13 protein-coding genes and 1 riboswitch are annotated in these 17,942 nt (G+C 32.5%); of the genes, 11 read left to right on the forward strand and 2 right to left on the reverse strand.

The window, feature by feature from the left end; all coding sequences use genetic code 11:
• The first annotated feature begins 12 nt into the window (after positions 1-12).
• From N4A68_06295 to N4A68_06320, 6 genes are all read left to right on the forward strand, one after another.
• Positions 13-402 carry a BlaI/MecI/CopY family transcriptional regulator gene (locus tag N4A68_06295; GenBank protein MCT4563916.1) on the forward strand — a complete coding sequence of 130 codons (390 nt, stop codon included), beginning with the start codon at positions 13-15 and terminating at the stop codon, positions 400-402.
• On the forward strand, positions 399-3,743 hold the full coding sequence (locus N4A68_06300) for an extracellular solute-binding protein (GenBank protein MCT4563917.1): 3,345 nt from the start codon (positions 399-401) through the stop codon (positions 3,741-3,743). The genes N4A68_06295 and N4A68_06300 overlap by 4 nt, the downstream gene beginning before the upstream one ends.
• Positions 3,744-3,761: 18 nt before the next feature.
• Complete coding sequence (locus N4A68_06305; protein ID MCT4563918.1) at positions 3,762-4,625, forward strand: sugar ABC transporter permease; 864 nt, start codon at positions 3,762-3,764, stop codon at positions 4,623-4,625.
• Positions 4,626-4,695: 70 nt separating this feature from the next.
• A complete protein-coding gene (locus N4A68_06310; protein MCT4563919.1) occupies positions 4,696-5,538 on the forward strand; it encodes a carbohydrate ABC transporter permease in 843 nt (280 codons plus the stop codon).
• Positions 5,539-5,624: 86 nt separating this feature from the next.
• Positions 5,625-6,902 carry a hypothetical protein gene (locus N4A68_06315; protein MCT4563920.1) on the forward strand — a complete coding sequence of 426 codons (1,278 nt, stop codon included), beginning with the start codon at positions 5,625-5,627 and terminating at the stop codon, positions 6,900-6,902.
• Positions 6,903-6,907: 5 nt separating this feature from the next.
• On the forward strand, positions 6,908-8,278 hold the full coding sequence (locus tag N4A68_06320; GenBank protein MCT4563921.1) for an ABC transporter permease: 1,371 nt from the start codon (positions 6,908-6,910) through the stop codon (positions 8,276-8,278).
• 29 nt (positions 8,279-8,307) lie between these two features.
• Here N4A68_06320 and N4A68_06325 read toward each other — a convergent pair whose 3' ends face one another.
• Both N4A68_06325 and gltB read right to left on the reverse strand, forming a co-directional pair.
• Positions 8,308-9,246 (reverse strand): dipeptidase, encoded by a 939-nt coding sequence (locus tag N4A68_06325; GenBank protein MCT4563922.1) that lies wholly within the window; start codon positions 9,244-9,246, stop codon positions 8,308-8,310.
• 296 nt (positions 9,247-9,542) lie between these two features.
• Positions 9,543-14,036 carry a glutamate synthase large subunit gene (gltB, locus tag N4A68_06330; GenBank protein ID MCT4563923.1) on the reverse strand — a complete coding sequence of 1,498 codons (4,494 nt, stop codon included), beginning with the start codon at positions 14,034-14,036 and terminating at the stop codon, positions 9,543-9,545.
• 365 nt (positions 14,037-14,401) lie between these two features.
• Between gltB and N4A68_06335 the strand changes: the two genes are divergently transcribed.
• The 5 genes from N4A68_06335 (at position 14,402) to N4A68_06355 (ending at position 17,833) form a co-directional block, all read left to right on the forward strand.
• Positions 14,402-14,959 (forward strand): TlpA family protein disulfide reductase, encoded by a 558-nt coding sequence (locus tag N4A68_06335; protein ID MCT4563924.1) that lies wholly within the window; start codon positions 14,402-14,404, stop codon positions 14,957-14,959.
• 10 nt (positions 14,960-14,969) lie between these two features.
• A complete protein-coding gene (locus tag N4A68_06340; GenBank protein ID MCT4563925.1) occupies positions 14,970-15,101 on the forward strand; it encodes a CD1871A family CXXC motif-containing protein in 132 nt (43 codons plus the stop codon).
• Complete coding sequence (locus tag N4A68_06345) at positions 15,094-15,993, forward strand: 4Fe-4S binding protein (protein ID MCT4563926.1); 900 nt, start codon at positions 15,094-15,096, stop codon at positions 15,991-15,993. Before N4A68_06340 ends, N4A68_06345 begins: the two co-directional genes overlap by 8 nt.
• The gene (locus N4A68_06350; GenBank protein MCT4563927.1) at positions 15,977-16,735 is read left to right on the forward strand and encodes a class D sortase; all 759 of its coding nucleotides are present in this window, start codon (positions 15,977-15,979) and stop codon (positions 16,733-16,735) included. The genes N4A68_06345 and N4A68_06350 overlap by 17 nt, the downstream gene beginning before the upstream one ends.
• Before the next feature lie 212 nt (positions 16,736-16,947).
• A riboswitch (cyclic di-GMP riboswitch) is annotated at positions 16,948-17,034 on the forward strand.
• Positions 17,035-17,047: 13 nt separating this feature from the next.
• Positions 17,048-17,833, forward strand: a complete 786-nt coding sequence (locus N4A68_06355; GenBank protein ID MCT4563928.1) for a transglutaminase-like domain-containing protein — start codon at positions 17,048-17,050, stop codon at positions 17,831-17,833.
• Positions 17,834-17,942 lie beyond the last annotated feature (109 nt).

Here is a 17,942-nt window from a genome sequence, read left to right on the forward strand (position 1 = left end):
GGAGGAAATAAAATGGGCGAAAATATACCTAGAATATCGGATTCTGAATGGCAGGTTATGAAGGTGTTATGGAAGAAATCCCCCCTTACTGCCGCTGAGATTATTGACAAGCTACAGCCAGAAACTAAATGGAATAGAAAAACTATCCATACCCTAATTAGTAGACTTGTAAAAAAACAAGTTCTGGGAATACAAAAACAAAATCCTTATATTTATTATCCACTGATTGAAGAGAAGCTTTGTATGAAGGAAGAAACTAAATCCTTCCTAGAAAAGGTTTATGATGGCTCTCTACAATTACTGATGGCCAATTTTTTAAGGAATGAAAAGCTGTCAAAACAGGAGATACAAAGCTTGAAAAAGTTATTAGATGAAAGTGAGTATGGGGGCGATGGGGAATGACCTTATCTGCTATATTTCATATTATACTGACCATGTCATTTGTGGGAAGCATCACTGCCCTAGTAATCCTTCTTTTTAAGAAGATATTTAAGAATAAAATTAGTCCTTCGTGGCATTATTTAGTATGGTTAATCTTACTGGTGCGTTTGATTATTCCCTATGCCCCGGAAAGCTCTATTAGTATTTTTAATTTTTTGACCCATTATGATCAAAGCACTAAGGAAATTCAATATCCTATTATACATAATACAGATTACGACCATACCTCTCCTAAGGATATTAATATTGGGAAGGGCCCCCTTATTCAAGAGCTTGATAAAATGAGGGATATAGAGGATGAAGCCTTGAGGACAAATACCTATGATGGCTCTTACCCATCACAAAGGTATCTTAATGCAAGAAAAATTAATATTTTAAGTATGACAAGGTCTTTGAATAATTATTTACCCTTTGATTATAGGGCCCCTTCAAGGACAAGTAGCAAAGATTATTTTTACATACTAAGTCTGATATGGGTTACTGGAGTGCTTATTAGTAGTTTTTATATATTATGGTTACAGATATCCTATAGCCTAAAAATTAAAAACTCCCATAACTATACTAACCAAAGTATTATTTCTAATTATTATAGCTGTAAATCTCAAATGAAAATACAGAAAGAAATTCCGTTAATAATAAGCTCTAAAGTTAAGGCCCCGGCATTAATGGGGGTATTCAAACCTAAAATACTGATTTCACCTAATTATATTGATCTATTAAAAAATGAAGATTTAAAATTTGTTTTCATGCATGAATTGGCACATTATAAGCGAAAGGATATTTTAGTTCGATGGATACTAGTTTTCCTTCAGATACTTCACTGGTTTAACCCTGTATTGTGGTTTGCCTTCTACCAGATACGGCAAGACTGTGAAACAGCATGTGACGCCCATGTATTATCTTCCATAGATAGACATGAGTATAAAAAATATGGAAATACAATGATTAAAATGCTAGATATTTTTTCTGGATATGATTATATTCCAGGTTCAACAGGCATGTTAAATCGTAAGAAATTCATATTTGAAAGGGTGAGAAGCATTATGAATTTTAAAAAAAATTATATTAAATGGACTTTATTTGGAATTGCTATTTTTGTAGCTCTAGCAGCATTTCTATTGACCAATGGAAAAAAACCCCCAGAGGAAGTTATAAAAATAACCTATGATGCACAGGAAATTGGTAAAAACTCTGAAGTTAAGCTTATTAATGGAATTAAACCATTATCTAATGGACAAATGCTTGTTTATGATATGAAAAGTAAAAAATTTACAATTATAAACAAGGATGGCAGCATGGAAAAAACTATTACTTGCCAAGATTCACCTAAGGACAAAACTGCTTTATTTACTGTTGATTCCCAAGACAAGTTATACGTCCTATCTACTGATCCAACTTTAGCAATCAATGTTTATGATCTAATGGGCAAAAGATTAGATAAAATAGAATTAAAGGATGCAGACATATCTAAAGCCGAACAAATATTTAATTGGGATTTAGAGGTTGACTCTAATGGTAATATCTATGTATTAATTCCTCAAAGTAACATTCAGATATTTGATTCTAAGGGCTCTAAAATAAAAACCCTAAACCAAAATGGCTGTTCCTTCATAGAACTCGATGAAGAAGATAACTTATATATAGGGGGCTACAACAAGAAAGATTATATAGTAAAGCTAAACCCCCTAGAGGATATAGTATTATGGGAAATAAAAGACGACAATAGATTGATTTCTCTAAAAAATGCTGAATACTCTATACAATCAAAAACCTTATATGTAGGAAATAGAATTAATATTGTAAGTATTGACTCCGAGGGAAAGTCTATAGATAAAGTATTCCAAATAGATTCTTTAATAAATGAGCATAAGTCCTTTGGCTTTACAGGCTTAACCCTTGATTCAGATGGAAATATTTATTTCTATGGATTTGATAGAAGTAGTAATAAAAGCTTATTATATAAAACCAATACCAATAAGCATAGTATAAGCAGTGATGATATGAAATCCCTTACCATATCTGTAAGATACATTACGCCAACCCTAGAATATGCAATAAATAAATTTGAAAATATCCATCCAGATATATTGATAAATGTGGAAAACTATAATGCTTTTTCATGGATAATGAGTGATATGACCTACGAGGATAGCTTGAAATCCAATAAAGAAGCTTTCCAAAAACAATATGATTTTATTCAAAAGATCAATACCCAAATGCTGACAGGGAAGGGCCCAGATATTATTCATATAAATAATATGCCCTATAGAGAATATGCCGATAAAAATCTTCTTTTAGACCTTAATACACTTATGGAAGAGGATAATTCCTTTGATACAAACCTATATTATGCAAACATCCTAGATGCCATGGAATATAAGGATAAATTATATACAATACCTTTGACAGTAGATTATAATGCTTTTTGCAGTAATGTTGGTTTCTTAAAAACGCATTCCATTGATTTTGATGCTAACAATCTATCCTGGAATGATTTCATAACCCTTGCACAAGAAACTACAAGGGATGTTGACGGAGATGGGAAAATTGACATGTATGGAATGCCGACTATAGCACCGGAAAAAATGTTTGGCTACATGATAAATTCAACCACAAGGGACTTTATCGATTACGAAAACAAAGCGGCGTATTTTAAGTCCCAGGAATTTATGGATTTACTTAAAACATGCAAAACTATATGCAGTGGAGCCTTTGTTAATCCCAACGTCACAGAATTTTCTACACGTGATGGTGGATTTGCTTTTCTGCCCTATACAATTGATGATTTTGTTATTTTATTTGGTAATGGATTTATGAACGCGGAGGAAATCAGCTTCTATAAATATCCCAATTCTGATAAGGACCAATATACATTTAGTACATCGGATATGTATGGAATAAATAGTAATACGAAATGCAAAGAAGAAGCATGGGAGTTTATTAAATTTCTTCTTTCAGAAGAAGTCCAAAGCTATGAAAAGCTTTTTGGAATCCCAATATGCAAAAAAGCAAGGGAAAATAAAGTTCAATCCTATTTATCGGAAGTTGAAAAGAGTCTAAATGAATTTGGTGATGTTTATGGATATAAGGTCTCATCACGGGAAGAATTTAGAAAACAACTAAATGATAATATTGAAAAACTAGACAAGATTATCCCTAAACTAAATAATTGCAATACCTATAATATTCAAATACAAAAAATTCTGAATGAGGAAACAGAGGGCTTTTTTAATGGAAATAAATCCGTCGAAGAAACGGCACAGATCATACAACGAAAGATTGAAATGTATTTAAATGAATAATAAAGGAGTCACTAACCAATGAAATTCAAATCAAACAGAAGGTTAATAATATTTATCCTTCTGTTTCCAAGCTTGGCAGGGTTTTCTCTATTTTATATAATCCCATTTTTGAGTTGTGGATGGTACTCTTTGCTAGATCATTGCGTAAACGGGAGCTTTGTAGGTTTAAAGAACTACAGGGATTTATTATCAAATAATTTATTTCTAATGGCCGCGGTCAACACCGTATATTTTGCTTTATTTGCTGTGCCAATTACAATGCTTTTAGGATTACTTCTTGCAACTTTGTTAAATAAAAAAATAAATAGCAGGAGTATTTTTAGATCAGCATTTATAGCCCCAATGGTTATTCCAACAGCATCCGTAGTACTGATATGGAATATTCTCTTCCATAGTGATGGAGCATTAAATGGAACCCTTGCTTCTTTAGGCTTTTCTCCTATAGATTGGTTAAATTCAAGTAAAGCAAGATTAGTTATGGTTCTTCTGTATGCGTGGAAAAATATAGGTTATTGTATGGTTGTATTCTTAGGAGGCCTTTTAAAAATTCCTAAGGAATATTATGAAGCGGCAGATATGGAAGGGGCAGGTAGCTTTAAGAAGTTTATATATATTACCATCCCCTATCTTACTCCTGTTATATTCTTTGTTTTGGTTTTATCCATTATAAATTCATTTAAGATATTCAAGGAAGTTTATCTCCTAGCTGGACCCTATCCCCATGAAAGTATTTATACAATGCAGCATTATATGAACAATGTTTTCACATCCCTTGATTATCAAAAGTTAAGTGCTGCCGCATATATCATGGCCATTGTATTAGGGATTTTAATATATATATTATTCAAATATGAAAATAAATATAGTAGCTTTTTAAAATAATACAAAGGGAAGTGCTGTTATGCTCCTACAGCTAAATAAGTTAATACATAAAAAACCCATTAAAAATTTCATGATTTATTTTTTGTTGATCCTTATGTCACTATCTTTTATATACCCGATACTTGCAATTTTTGTGAATTCGTTTATGGAACCCCAAGAGATATGCGATAGCTATTCTTTTATTACTGGCAACCATAATAACCAAAATAGTCATGAATATATGAAAATAAAATTGATTCCCGATATGTTAAGTTTTAAGCAATATATAAATATACTTTTTCGCCAATCATTTTTCCTAAGAATGTTTTGGAACTCCACAGGAATTGTTGCGGCAATTATAATCGGTCAAGTACTTGTTTCATCCATTGCAGCCTATGTGTTTTGTAAAATATCATTTAAAGGTAGAGATAAATTGTTTTTTCTTTATGTGATCACAATGATGATGCCCTTTCAGGTTACACTTGTTCCAAATTATTTAGTTGTGGATAAGTTAGGGATTACAAATACATATGCAGCATTGATTTTGCCAGCAATATTTGCTCCCTTTGGAGTATTCCTAATGAAACAATTCATGAACTACATCCCAAAGGAATGTATTGAGGCCGCCAGCGTAGATGGAGCAGGACATTTTGGAATTTTTATTCATATAATACTACCCATGCTGAAGCCTGCAATCGCATCCCTTAGTATCCTTCTATTTATTGATTACTGGAACATGGTGGAACAACCTATATTATTCATAGATGATGCCATGAAAAGGCCTTTATCTACTTACTTATCAATTATCGGAAAGAAAGATCTTCATTGTGCCTTCGCCGCATCAACTATATACATGCTCCCTCCCCTATTGATGTTTTTATACTGGGAATGTTATCTTGTTGAAGGAATACAGCTTAATTCTGGCATAAAGTAGATACTAATTCTAAGCCTTAAATTATTACCCTATATCTTAAAGAGTGAATATATACATTATAGTAAGCCTATATTTGGAGGTACCCCATGGAATATTATGAAAAAAATAATGATGTAAGAAGACAAAAAATAATTAGAAAGGTTATTATCATTTTTTTTAGCTCAATGCTTATTATTACTTTTTTTTCAAAGACTGTACAGAATCTTTCCCTTCCAAATGTGATTGTATCCCAACCACATTCGGGAATTCTAACCTATGAAATGAGTGGATTTGGAACTATAGTTCCAGAAGAAGCCTTAAAAATATATACTAGCACTACAAAAAAAATAAAAAAACTTGAGGTTGAGATTGGGGATAATATTAAAAAGGGGCAAACTATTGCAATCCTTCATAATGAAGCTTTACAACAAGGTTTAGGGGAGGAAGAAATCAGATTAGAAGCTTTAAAAACAAAATTAAAAAAATTATTATTGGATACTACAAATTCTGAAGTAAATACCCTTCAATTTGAGGTAAAAAAAGCCATGAAGGACTTTGAAAATTCACAAAGGATTTTCGATCAAAAGAAACAGCTTCATGGGTTAGGTGTCGAGAACTCAGAAAACCTAAAGGAAGCCCAATATAGTCTAGAAAAATCAAGGCTTGAGTATGAACAAAAAAAGCTACAGCTTGAGTCGGCTAAAGAAAAAGAACAAGCCTATCTATTAAAACATGCAAAGGACATTGAAGCCCTAAAATATGATATACAGATTCAACAATTGAAGGTGGATAAACAAAATAAAGAGGAGATGCTTATATCTCCATGCAATGGTATTATTAAGGAATTGTATTACCAAAATGGGGAATTAGCCCTGAATAATCAACCCATATGCTTAATCGTAAATCCTGACAAAGGCTTCATTTTTTCCGCACATATTGAACATACCGATGGAAACTACATTGAGGTCGGAGATCCAGTATCTATCCTTTTAAAATCAAGGAACAAGGCTATTGATGCATCAATTAAAAAAATCGTTAATAAAAGTAATAACAAAGAGCTTATATGTGAAATAGATGAAAAGGATTTTCTAGGTGAAGAAAAACTTAAATATCGAATAATTAAGAAATCTAAGTCCTTTAATACCCTTATACCTAATACTGCATTAGGTAAAGACAATAGTGGTAATTTCGTATTTTTAGTGGAAGAAAGAGAAGGGGCATTGGGAAAGGAATACTATGTAAAAAAGGAATATGTAACCATTGATGATAGTGATAATCTAAATACTTCAATTATTAATGGAGTAGATAGCTCAACCAGTATTATATACGACTACGATAAGCCTATTCACGAAGGCAGTAGAGTTAGACCTATTCAAAGGAAGTGAACAACATGAAAAACATAAAAATTTGGAACCTTCTTCAATTCCTTGGGGTATCCATTGTTCTTCTTTGCAGCTTTTTTATAGAAGGTATAAATCAAGATACGGTTGAGCTTTTAGGTTCAATAGGATCAAATAGGTTAATTATAGAAACCAAGGATAATTATATAAATAATAAAAATATTGGATTTACAGAAAATGAAGTTGCCCAGTTTACAGATAAAGTAAAATATAATGAAACTTTATTTACACTTCCCTTTACAACAGATATTAAAGCTAATTCAAATACCATATATACTAAAGCATTAGCCGTTAATTCCTGCTATAAACGTTTTGCAGATATCCATATTGTAAAAGGAAGCTTTTTAACAGAAAAGCAAGAGTCAAACAAAGAAAAGGTTTTAGTAATAGGAGAAGAAACAGCATTGAAATTATTTAAGAGTACGGATATCATAGGTATGAATATAAGTATTATGAATGAAGATTTTAAAATTGTGGGTATTAACAAAGAAAGAGATTCTTTTCTTTCTAAACTATTCAAGGGAAAAGAACCCCAAATTTATATTCCTTTAAAAACAATTTTCACTATAAATGAAGATATTACAATACCATGCTTACAAATATCAATTTCAAATGAATATAACTCAATTCAAAATGAAAAAGCTGTTGTAAAACTACTGGACAAGATGGGAAAGTCACAATCAAATTATAAAATTATTGATTGCAGGGTTTTTGAAAAACAGAACCTTCAAATGATTAAGTTGATCATATTTGTATTCGGCATATTAATTATTCTTCATATTCTTAAGACCCAAGTGAAAATATTAAGAACAATATTCTCAACAATCAAAGAAAAATATAATTCACAATATTTTCTTAAATCAATAAAGTTATACGAAAAAATCTTTCTTTGTTTAATCCTAAGACTCCTATTTTTAATAACTTCTATATACGTAATCATTCAAGCTATTAAATTCCACTTCTATATTGTCCATAAAAGTAGTAATAATATTATTAACTACTATTTAAGTCCCATCATAGATAATATACTTAATATTGGTGCTTCAAAATTATTTTCTACTAATATTATCAATTTTTCAATATTTACTATTAATTGCATATTTGTTTTTGGAATTCTATTAGGGAGCCTATTAATATTCACAAGCTTTTACTTCTTAAAACATGGTGATTTTTCTTCTTATAAACCACTTTTGTTTTTCAGCATATCATATATTTTATCACTAATATCCGCAAGCATGATCATAAATATATTCAAGCTCCCTATAATTATAAATACAAAGCTAGTAATTATAATTTTTATATTTATTTTTTTAAAAAATATTTCTATTATCAATAGATCAAAGCATACAACAATATATTAAACCTTTAAGTTGTTTATCTTTATCACCTACTAAATAACCTCTTTAATGATCCTTAATGCATTTTTATAACATATTTTTTCTATTTCACTTTCAGTTAAACCGCTTTTTTTCAAAGCATCTATAAGCTTTAGGACATCACAAAAATCTTCTATCTCTGTACTTGGCGTCATGCCATCGAAATCTGACCCTAGTGCCATAACATCTATACCACCAATATTGATTATGTGTTTTACATGACGAACCATATCATCTATACTGCAACTAGATACTTCGCTTAAAAAATATTTTGCATAGTTTAGTCCTGTTACTCCACCCTTATTTGCCAATATTTTTATCATATCATCAGTTAAGTTTCTTGAGTGATTAGTCACGGATCGAGCATTAGAATGTGATGCTATAAAGGGTTTAGAAGAAAGCTTTGCCACGTCATAAAATCCTTTATCCGATAAATGGGATACATCGATAAGCATACCTAGTTTATTCATCTCATATACTACTTCTTCCCCAAAAGCAGTTAATCCCTTTTCCATATATTGTTTTTCGCAGTTTGGATAGCCTATTTCATTGGGATAATTCCATGTCAATGTAATTAATCTCACCCCTAATCTATATAGGTTCCTAAGATTATGTAGTTTTCCCTTTAATACACCCCCCTCTTCAATGGTTAAAAATGCAGAAATCCTTCCTTTATTATAGTTTTCCATCAATTGATTATAATTTGTTGCAATTTCCATTTCCCCTTTATTTTTTTCAAGTTCAATATAAAATTTATCGGCCATTTCTAAACAAATCTCTAAGGGGTCTCCTTCCCTAGCTAAATCAACATACAAAGCGAAGAACTGGGACATCGAATTACCCTTTTTTAGCTTTTCAATATCTATATGAAACTTATTCTTTTTCAGCTCAAGTTTATCCTTGTCCTCCATTAATTTTAGAATGGTGTCACAGTGAAAATCTATTACCTTCATATTCTATACCCCCAAAGTCATTATATTTCTAGATAATCGTTCTAGACTATATATTTATTCTATAATGGTTTGAAAATACCTTTCAAAAAAAATAAAAGGGACATCTAACTGTCCCTCAGATTGTTGACAAAGTAAACAAGATGGCAGGCTGCCTAACAATTCGAAGTTTGAGGCGTGCTGAAACCGAGAGGCCGTAGCGTATACAGACATACGTAAGGGTTCTTGGGTGAAGCAACAACGAAGAAATTCGGGTTGTTAGGCAGCCTGAGGGACATATAACTGTCCCTTTCACTGCTTTAACATATTGACTCCAGACGCTTTCTATAGGCCTGAGAACTGACTCTCACAAATTTCTTTTCATAATAGTCCCAACTATCCAATATCTCTTTTGCCCTTAAGCTACCGGTATGCTGATAATGTCTACTAACTAGCTTTTTAACCTTCGTAATATCTCGTAAATTAGCCAAAGATTCAATTTCAACGATTTGTGTGTTACATTTGTTTTTAAACTCATCATTCTCATCTAACACATAGGCTACTCCACCACTCATGCCAGCTCCAAAGTTTTTACCCGTTGATCCTAGTATAACAACTATGCCTCCTGTCATGTATTCACATCCATGGTCTCCAATGCCTTCTACAACCGCTGTAACCCCACTATTACGCACACAAAATCTTTGACCAACTCTTCCCGAAATATATGCTTCACCGGAAGTAGCACCATAAAACAATGTATTTCCTGCAATGATGTTTTCATTAGCCCTATATATGGCTTCCCTAGGGGGTACCAATATGATTTTCCCACCTGATAACCCTTTTCCAAGGTAGTCATTTGCATCTCCCTGAAGAATAAGAGTTAATCCTTTTATTGCAAAGGCTCCAAAGCTTTGACCGGCTGAACCTACAGCAATTATTTTAATAGTATCTTCATCTAATCCTTCGTCTCCATATTTTTTTGCAATCTCACCACTCAACATTGTTCCAACAGCACGATTAGTATTCTTTATCATCAATGAATGCTCTACTTTTATTCCATTTTCTATTGCTACCATGGAATTTTCAATCAACTGCCTGTCTAAAACATTTTCTAGCTTATGATCCTGATCTATGATGCATCTTTGTACAATTCTGGATGGCAACTCAGGTTTATATAGAATAGGAGATAAATCACATTGTTTTATCTTATATTTATCACTTTTTCTAACCTCTAAGGCATCGACTCTTCCAACCATCTCATCAACTTTTTTAAACCCAAGCTGAGCCATTATCTGTCGCATTTCCTGTGCAACAAATGTAAAGTAATTAATCAAATGTTCTGGTTGCCCCTTAAACTTCTTACGTAAATTATAGTCCTGAGTTGCTATTCCCATGGGGCACTTGTTCATATGACATTGTCTACACATAACGCAGCCACAGGCTACTAATGCCGAAGTGGCAAAACCATATTCCTCTGCCCCTAACAATGTAGCAATAGCTATATCTCTACCAGTTCTAAGCTTGCCATCAACCTGTACAGTAATCCTACTCCTTAAATCATTTAATAATAGGGTCTGTTGAGTTTCGGCAAGCCCTAATTCCCAAGGAAGTCCAACATATTTCATGGAACTAATAGGCGAAGCACCGGTACCTCCATCGTGTCCACTTACTAAAACTTTATCAGCATGCCCCTTTGCTACACCAGCCGCAACTGTTCCAACACCAATTTGAGATACTAGCTTAACGCTTATTTTAGCTTTTGGATTGGCATTCTTCAAATCAAAGATTAATTGAGATAAATCTTCTATTGAATAAATATCATGGTGGGGTGGTGGGGATATTAGATCTATTCCTGGGGCTGAATGTCGTACCTTTGCTATTTCTACAGTCACTTTATTACCTGGTAAATGTCCTCCTTCTCCAGGTTTTGCTCCTTGGGCGATCTTTATTTGTATTTCCTTGCAATTCACAAGATAGTTGGCAGTCACCCCAAATCTACCCGACGCGACCTGTTTAACCGCACTATTAGCATCTTCTCCATTCGTCCTAAGCCTATATCTACTAGGATCTTCCCCTCCCTCACCGGCATTGCTTGTTGCTCCTATTCTATTCATTGCCATGGCTAAAGTCTCATGGGCTTCTTTACTCAGTGACCCAAAGGACATTCCCGAAATGGTAAATCTCTTTAAAATATCTGAAACAGGTTCAACATCCTCTATGGGTATGCTTTTTCTCTCCTTAAATTGTAGCAATCCACGAATCGTCAATGCCCTTTCGTTTTCTTCATTGGCTTTACAAGCATATTCCCTATAACTACTAAAATCATTTTCTATACAAGCCTTTCTCAACATATTTGTTGCTTTAGGAGTAAATATATGATATTCTCCCTCCTTATTCCAATGGATTTCTCCTCCAATATCCAAATTCTTGAACTGATGATATGCCGAAGCATGTCTTAATAATACTTCACGGGAAATGACTTCTAACCCAATCCCTGAAATTACAGCAGGTGTACCAGTGAAATATTCATCGATTACATCTTGATCTATACCTATGGCCTCAAAAATTTGAGCCCCACAATAACTTTGCAATGTTGAAATTCCAATTCTTGATATTATTTTTAAAATTCCTGAACAGATTGCATCAATATAATTATCATAGGCCTGATCTATATTTTTAACATTAGTAATATATTTATTATTTTCCACCATGTAACCAATTGATTCAAAGGCCATATATGGATTAACAGCTTTTGCCCCAAACCCTATCAATAATGCTATATGCATAACATCCCTAACATCTCCCGCTTCTACGATTAAATCCACAGATGTCCTTAATTTTTTTCTAACCAAGTAATGGTGTACGGCACTCAAAGCTAGGAGACTTGGTATTGGTGCATTATACATGTCTTCGTTTCTATCGCTTAGAATGAGTATATTGTATCCAAGCTTAACATTTTCTTCAGCACGTTTGCACAAATAATCCAACGCCTCTTTTAAACCATTTCTCTCATGATCTGCTTGAAATACCATGGGAATTGTAATAGCTTTAAAATCCCTTGTGTTGAGTCTACTCATATTTTCAATTTCATCATTTTTAAAAATAGGTTGTTCAATTCTTATATATTTATTGTCATTCTCCGTTTCAATTTCATCTAATAGGCTTCCATGACTTCCAATAAATTGGACTAGGGACATTATCATTTCTTCTCTAATGGGATCAATTGATGGATTAGTTACCTGAGCAAATTTTTGTTTAAAATAATTGAATAAAAGCTGGGGACGCTCAGACAATACGGCAAGTGGTATATCTATACCCATTGATCCGATGGGCTCTTTACCCTTTTCACCCATATATGCAATAACCTTTTCTAATTCCTCCTTTGTGTATCCAAATACTAATAATTTCTTATGTAGGGTTTCATAATTCATTTTTTCTAATTCAACGGACTGCTTTATATCATTTAAAAGCATCCTATTCCTGGCAGCCCAATCAGCAAAGGATTCTCTTTTAGATAAAGGGAGCTTAACTTCATTATCGTAAAGGATTTTACCTTTTTCTGTATCTATTAAAAATAGCTTTCCTGGCTCTATACATCCCTTTTCAACCACCATTTTTTCCGGTACATCTACCACCCCGGCTTCTGATGCCATAATTACAAAATCATCCTTAGTAACTAAATAGCGAGCTGGTCTAAGTCCATTCCTATCTACCTTTACCCCAACCTTGACACCATCACAGAATGCAACTGTGGCAGGCCCATCCCAGGGCTCCATCACCCTTGCATGGTATTCATAAAATCCTCTTTTTTCCCTTTCCATATCCACATCATTTTGCCATGCCTCAGGTATTAACATCATTAGTACATTTTCCAAGGAATGTCCATTTATTCCAAAAATCTCTAGGGCATTGTCGAGGGATGCAGAATCACTGCCACCGGGTTCGATTACAGGCAAAACTTTACTAGAATCTTCCTTAAATAATTTAGAATGCATTACCCCCTCCCTGGCATTCATCCAATTAATATTACCTCTAATGGTATTTATCTCCCCATTGTGGGCAATATAACGGAATGGTTGTGCAAGCTTCCAAGATGGAAAGGTATTTGTACTATATCTTTCATGGACTACAGCTATTGCTGTTTCAATACTATCATCTAATAGATCCACATAAAAATCTTCAAGCATGTAACCTAATATCTGACCTTTGTATACTATTGTACTACTAGATAAACTGCAGACATAAAAGCTCTCGGTATATGGCTTATTTGTATCTCTTATAATTTTTTCTACTTGTTTTCTAACAACATATAGTTTTCTTTCAAATAAATCCCTTGCTTGACCATTTCTATCAATGAAGACCTGCATAATCATTGGTCTTGTGGCTCTAGCGGATTCCCCACATGCATTTTCATTTACTGGTACTATTCTCCAGCCCAGAAGTTTTTGTTTTTCCTCCTTAAGCACCCGTTCAAATACTCCTTCACAATACAATCGTGCATTTGGTTGTCTAGGAAGGAAAATCATTCCCACAGCATAGTCTCCAACTTGAGATAAATCTATACCTATACCCTCCGTCTCTTTTTTAAAAAATCTATGGGGTATTTGAAACATGATCCCCGATCCATCTCCAGTGCTTGCATCCGCCCCAACGGCACCTCGATGCTTCAAACTCTTTAAAATCTGCAGTCCTTGTTTAAGTATATAATGGGACCTTTTCCCCTTAATATTTGTTATAAAACCAACACCACAGCTATCCTTTTCCATATTTGGATTATAAAGTCCCTGTCCTTCGGGAAATCCATTTTCACTCATATTCCTTACCATCCTCTCCCTATTACAAAATCAATTTTGCAAGAATCTAATTTAAATTATGCATTTTTTTGAAAATTCCGTTATATCAGATTGTATCATATTTATTCATACAATTCAATATTTTTCCGATATTATTATCCTTAAAATCCAATATTTTTCTTATTTTCCTAGGAAAATGTTTTCTTAACTCTATACATATCAAATGTATAATTATACTTCCGGTAAAAATATACATTTGCAACAAAAGTGATTTTTCATTTCAAAATAGAATATATTTAATATTGATTTAACATTATATTAGGTTCAGTTTAAGTTTTATTTGGTAAAATATAATAAATGAATTAATTAAGAAAGGATGTTTTAAAATGAAAAGAAGCTTTATTTTTATTTTGTGTATGCTTATGTTATTTGCTGCTGGATGTTCTAATGGAGGTAATAATGCAGTAAGTAATGAAGAAAACTTAGACAAAAACCCAATTGCAGGCAATGTCATATCTTCATTTAATACTTATGATATTAAAGGTAACGAAATATCAAATGATATATTCAAAAATCATAAAATAACAATGATAAATGTATGGGGTACATTCTGTGGTCCATGCATAGAAGAAATGCCGGATCTACAAAAGATATATACTGAATATAAAGGTGAAAACTTCAATTTAATAGGCATTGTAAGTGATATTAGGCTAGGACAAGATACTAAGGAGGCCGCAAGCATTGTAAGTCAAACCAAGGTAGAATATACAAATATTCTAGCCGATGACGTTTTAAGTAAAGAAGTCCTTAGTTATTTTGATTATGTACCATATACTATTTTTGTAGATTCAGAGGGCAATATTCTAAAAACCCTTGTGTCTGGAAGTAGAAGTTATGAAAAGTATAAAGAAATAATTGATAATCTTATAAAAAATATGAAGTAGGATGATTTTCATGTCTAAATTAAGAATTGGTTTATTGATGTTAAGTATTATATTTATAATTATAGGAATAACCCGTGGGGAAATATCAGTTATGTTTACAAAGGCAATAAATATATGTTTGGAGTGTATTGGAATTGGCTAAATTCAACAGAAAATTGATACAAATCCTAAGTGCATTTATAACAAATGCCAACCTAAAGGGGTTTGCCCAAGGAAAAATCTATAGGGGCCAATTAAAAAAGCTATGTGTACCAGGATTGAATTGTTATTCATGTCCCGGCGCACTAGGATCTTGTCCTATTGGTTCATTACAAGCCGTTTTAGGAAGCTTTAAGTATAAAGTATCCTTTTACGTTATTGGTACAATAATGCTATTTGGTACTTTAATGGGAAGGTTTATATGTGGATGGCTTTGTCCCTTTGGTTTGATCCAGGAATTGCTTCATAGGATTCCTTCCCCCAAGTTTAGGATTCCCAAGGTATTTAGATATCTAAAATATGTGATTTTAGTTATATTTGTAATACTCCTTCCCATTGTATGGACAAATAATGTAGGTTTAGGAGACCCCACTTTTTGTAAATATATTTGTCCCGCTGGAACTTTGGAGGGTGGAATTCCATTGGTATCGATGAATCCTTCTCTTAGAGCAAGTATAGGCAGCCTATTTTTCTGGAAGATTTTCTTATTGATTGGGACAATAATCATGTCTATAATAAGCTTTAGACCATTTTGTAAAGTCATATGTCCACTTGGAGCAATATATGGTTTTTTCAACTCTATAAGTGTTTATAGATATGAGTTAGATAAAGATAAATGTACAAATTGTGGTCTATGCTTTACTAAATGTAAGATGGATGTAAGGCCCTATGAAAATCCAAATGCTACTGAATGTATCAGATGTGGAGATTGTATAAGTACGTGCCCACATAATGCAATAGGGTCAAGGATCAGCTTGGGAGTTACTGGGGAAAAATCTATCATGCATAATGCCATAACAAAATTTTTAGGAGTAAAAGATGAAATATATAAATAAAAAGTTCATATCTATACTACTTATTTTTTTAGGTGTTTCTATTATCCTTTATCCCAAGATAAAGGATAGGTATATATCCTATAAACAAAATAAATTAATATCTCTTTGGGAAGAAAGCCTACAGGTAATAGATAACGATGTATCATCAGAAAATAACGAAATAGCTTCTAACATTCTAGTGAATAAATCTCACTATTCTGAAAACAATGTATCTTCTGATGGCCTACTATCAGAGAAAAAACTTATTATAAAATTAAAAAATGAACAAAAACAATCACAGGAAATAGAAAGAAAAAAAAAGGAAGCCATTATAAAAAAACGTCAAGAATTTATTAAGTCCCATATGGAAGGAATATTAAAGATAGAAAAAATATCCTTGTCTCTACCCATCCTAAGGGGAGCAACTAAAAGGAATCTAGATTTTTCGATTTCAAGCATAGATGGTACAGGTAAGCCCTGGGAGACTGGTAATTATGCTATAGCTGGTCATAGAAGCCATGCCTTTGGTAGAAACTTTAATAGATTAGATGAGCTTATCATAGGGGATTATTTAGAAGTCATTGACTTGGAAAATAATCATTATTCATACATAATCAAAGAAAAGATTATAGTTAATGCAGAGGATACTTGGGTATTAAATAGTATAAAAAATAAAAGGGAAATCACTTTGGTCACCTGTCACCCTTTATACGAAAAAAACCCTCCTACCAGATTAATCATAAAAGGTGAAATGGTTGAATAACTTTTTTAGTTCCAAAGACCTACTTGTAGCGCTGTTTTAAATATAGAAAAAGTGGTATAATTATATTAAATAAAATTTAATGATTAGATTATCTGTATAGAACGCACTAATAAATCTACATTTTGATTCTTACAATAGCCAATGTTTTAGGGATATTGTAGGGAGCAAAATGTAAAAGATTTATTGCGATTTCTATAGATTGAAAATCTTTTCAACGATAATGGCAAACCAGGTGAAAGCTTGGGACGCAAAACTATAGGGTCTTCCATACCAGTGTATGATGACAGCCAGTTACCGAAAGGAGAGATTATTTTGTTTAAAAAAATAATTTTTGTATTAATTACTATTATTTTAAGCTGCAGCTTTGCCTATGCTGCCAATGATGATTTTGATTTATCAGATGCCAATAAGGGCGTATTAAAGGTTACTTACAAAAACACCGAAAACAAAAAAATTAAAATAATGATTGAAAAAGATTCCCAAAAATCATTTTATGACTTGAAGACCTTTAGTCAATATCCCTTAACCTTTGGAAATGGAGAATACATTGTTGCTATTTTAGAAAATACAGCTGACAATAAATACAAAAGCATATCTGCTAGAAAGATTAATGTCACAATAGATGATCCCACAAAGGTTTATCTAAATCAAAGTCAAATGTTGAACTGGAATGAAAATATGGTGTCCATCAAAAAAGCCAAGGAATTAACTAAAGGAATGACTTCTAATAAGGAAAAAGCCTTTGGGATTTATGAATATATAGTGAAAAATTTCAAATATGATTACAACAAAATAGACTCCATTGACAATAGTTATAATCCTAATACGGAAGCTATCTTCAACAGTAAATCAGGCATATGTTCAGACTTTGCTAGTCTTTACGCCGTTATGCTTCGAAGTGTTGGTGTACCTACTAAATATGTTAAGGGTAATAAAAATGACATATCTACATATCATGCATGGAATCAAGTATACCTAGAGGATAGTAACAAATGGATTACTGTAGACACTACATATGACAATACCTTATTTAAAAATAATATGGACTATTCCTTTGAGAAAAAATCCAATGAGTATACTATAAACAGCCAATATTAGCTCAATACAAATAAAAAATAAGCTTTAGGTTTAAACACCTAAAGCTTATTTTTATTGGGGTTATTTCTTGTTACAGAAATATATATAAAAAGGGGATATCTCAAGAGAT

This window comes from Maledivibacter sp. (assembly GCA_025210375.1).
Taxonomy (GTDB): domain Bacteria; phylum Bacillota; class Clostridia; order Peptostreptococcales; family Caminicellaceae; genus JAOASB01.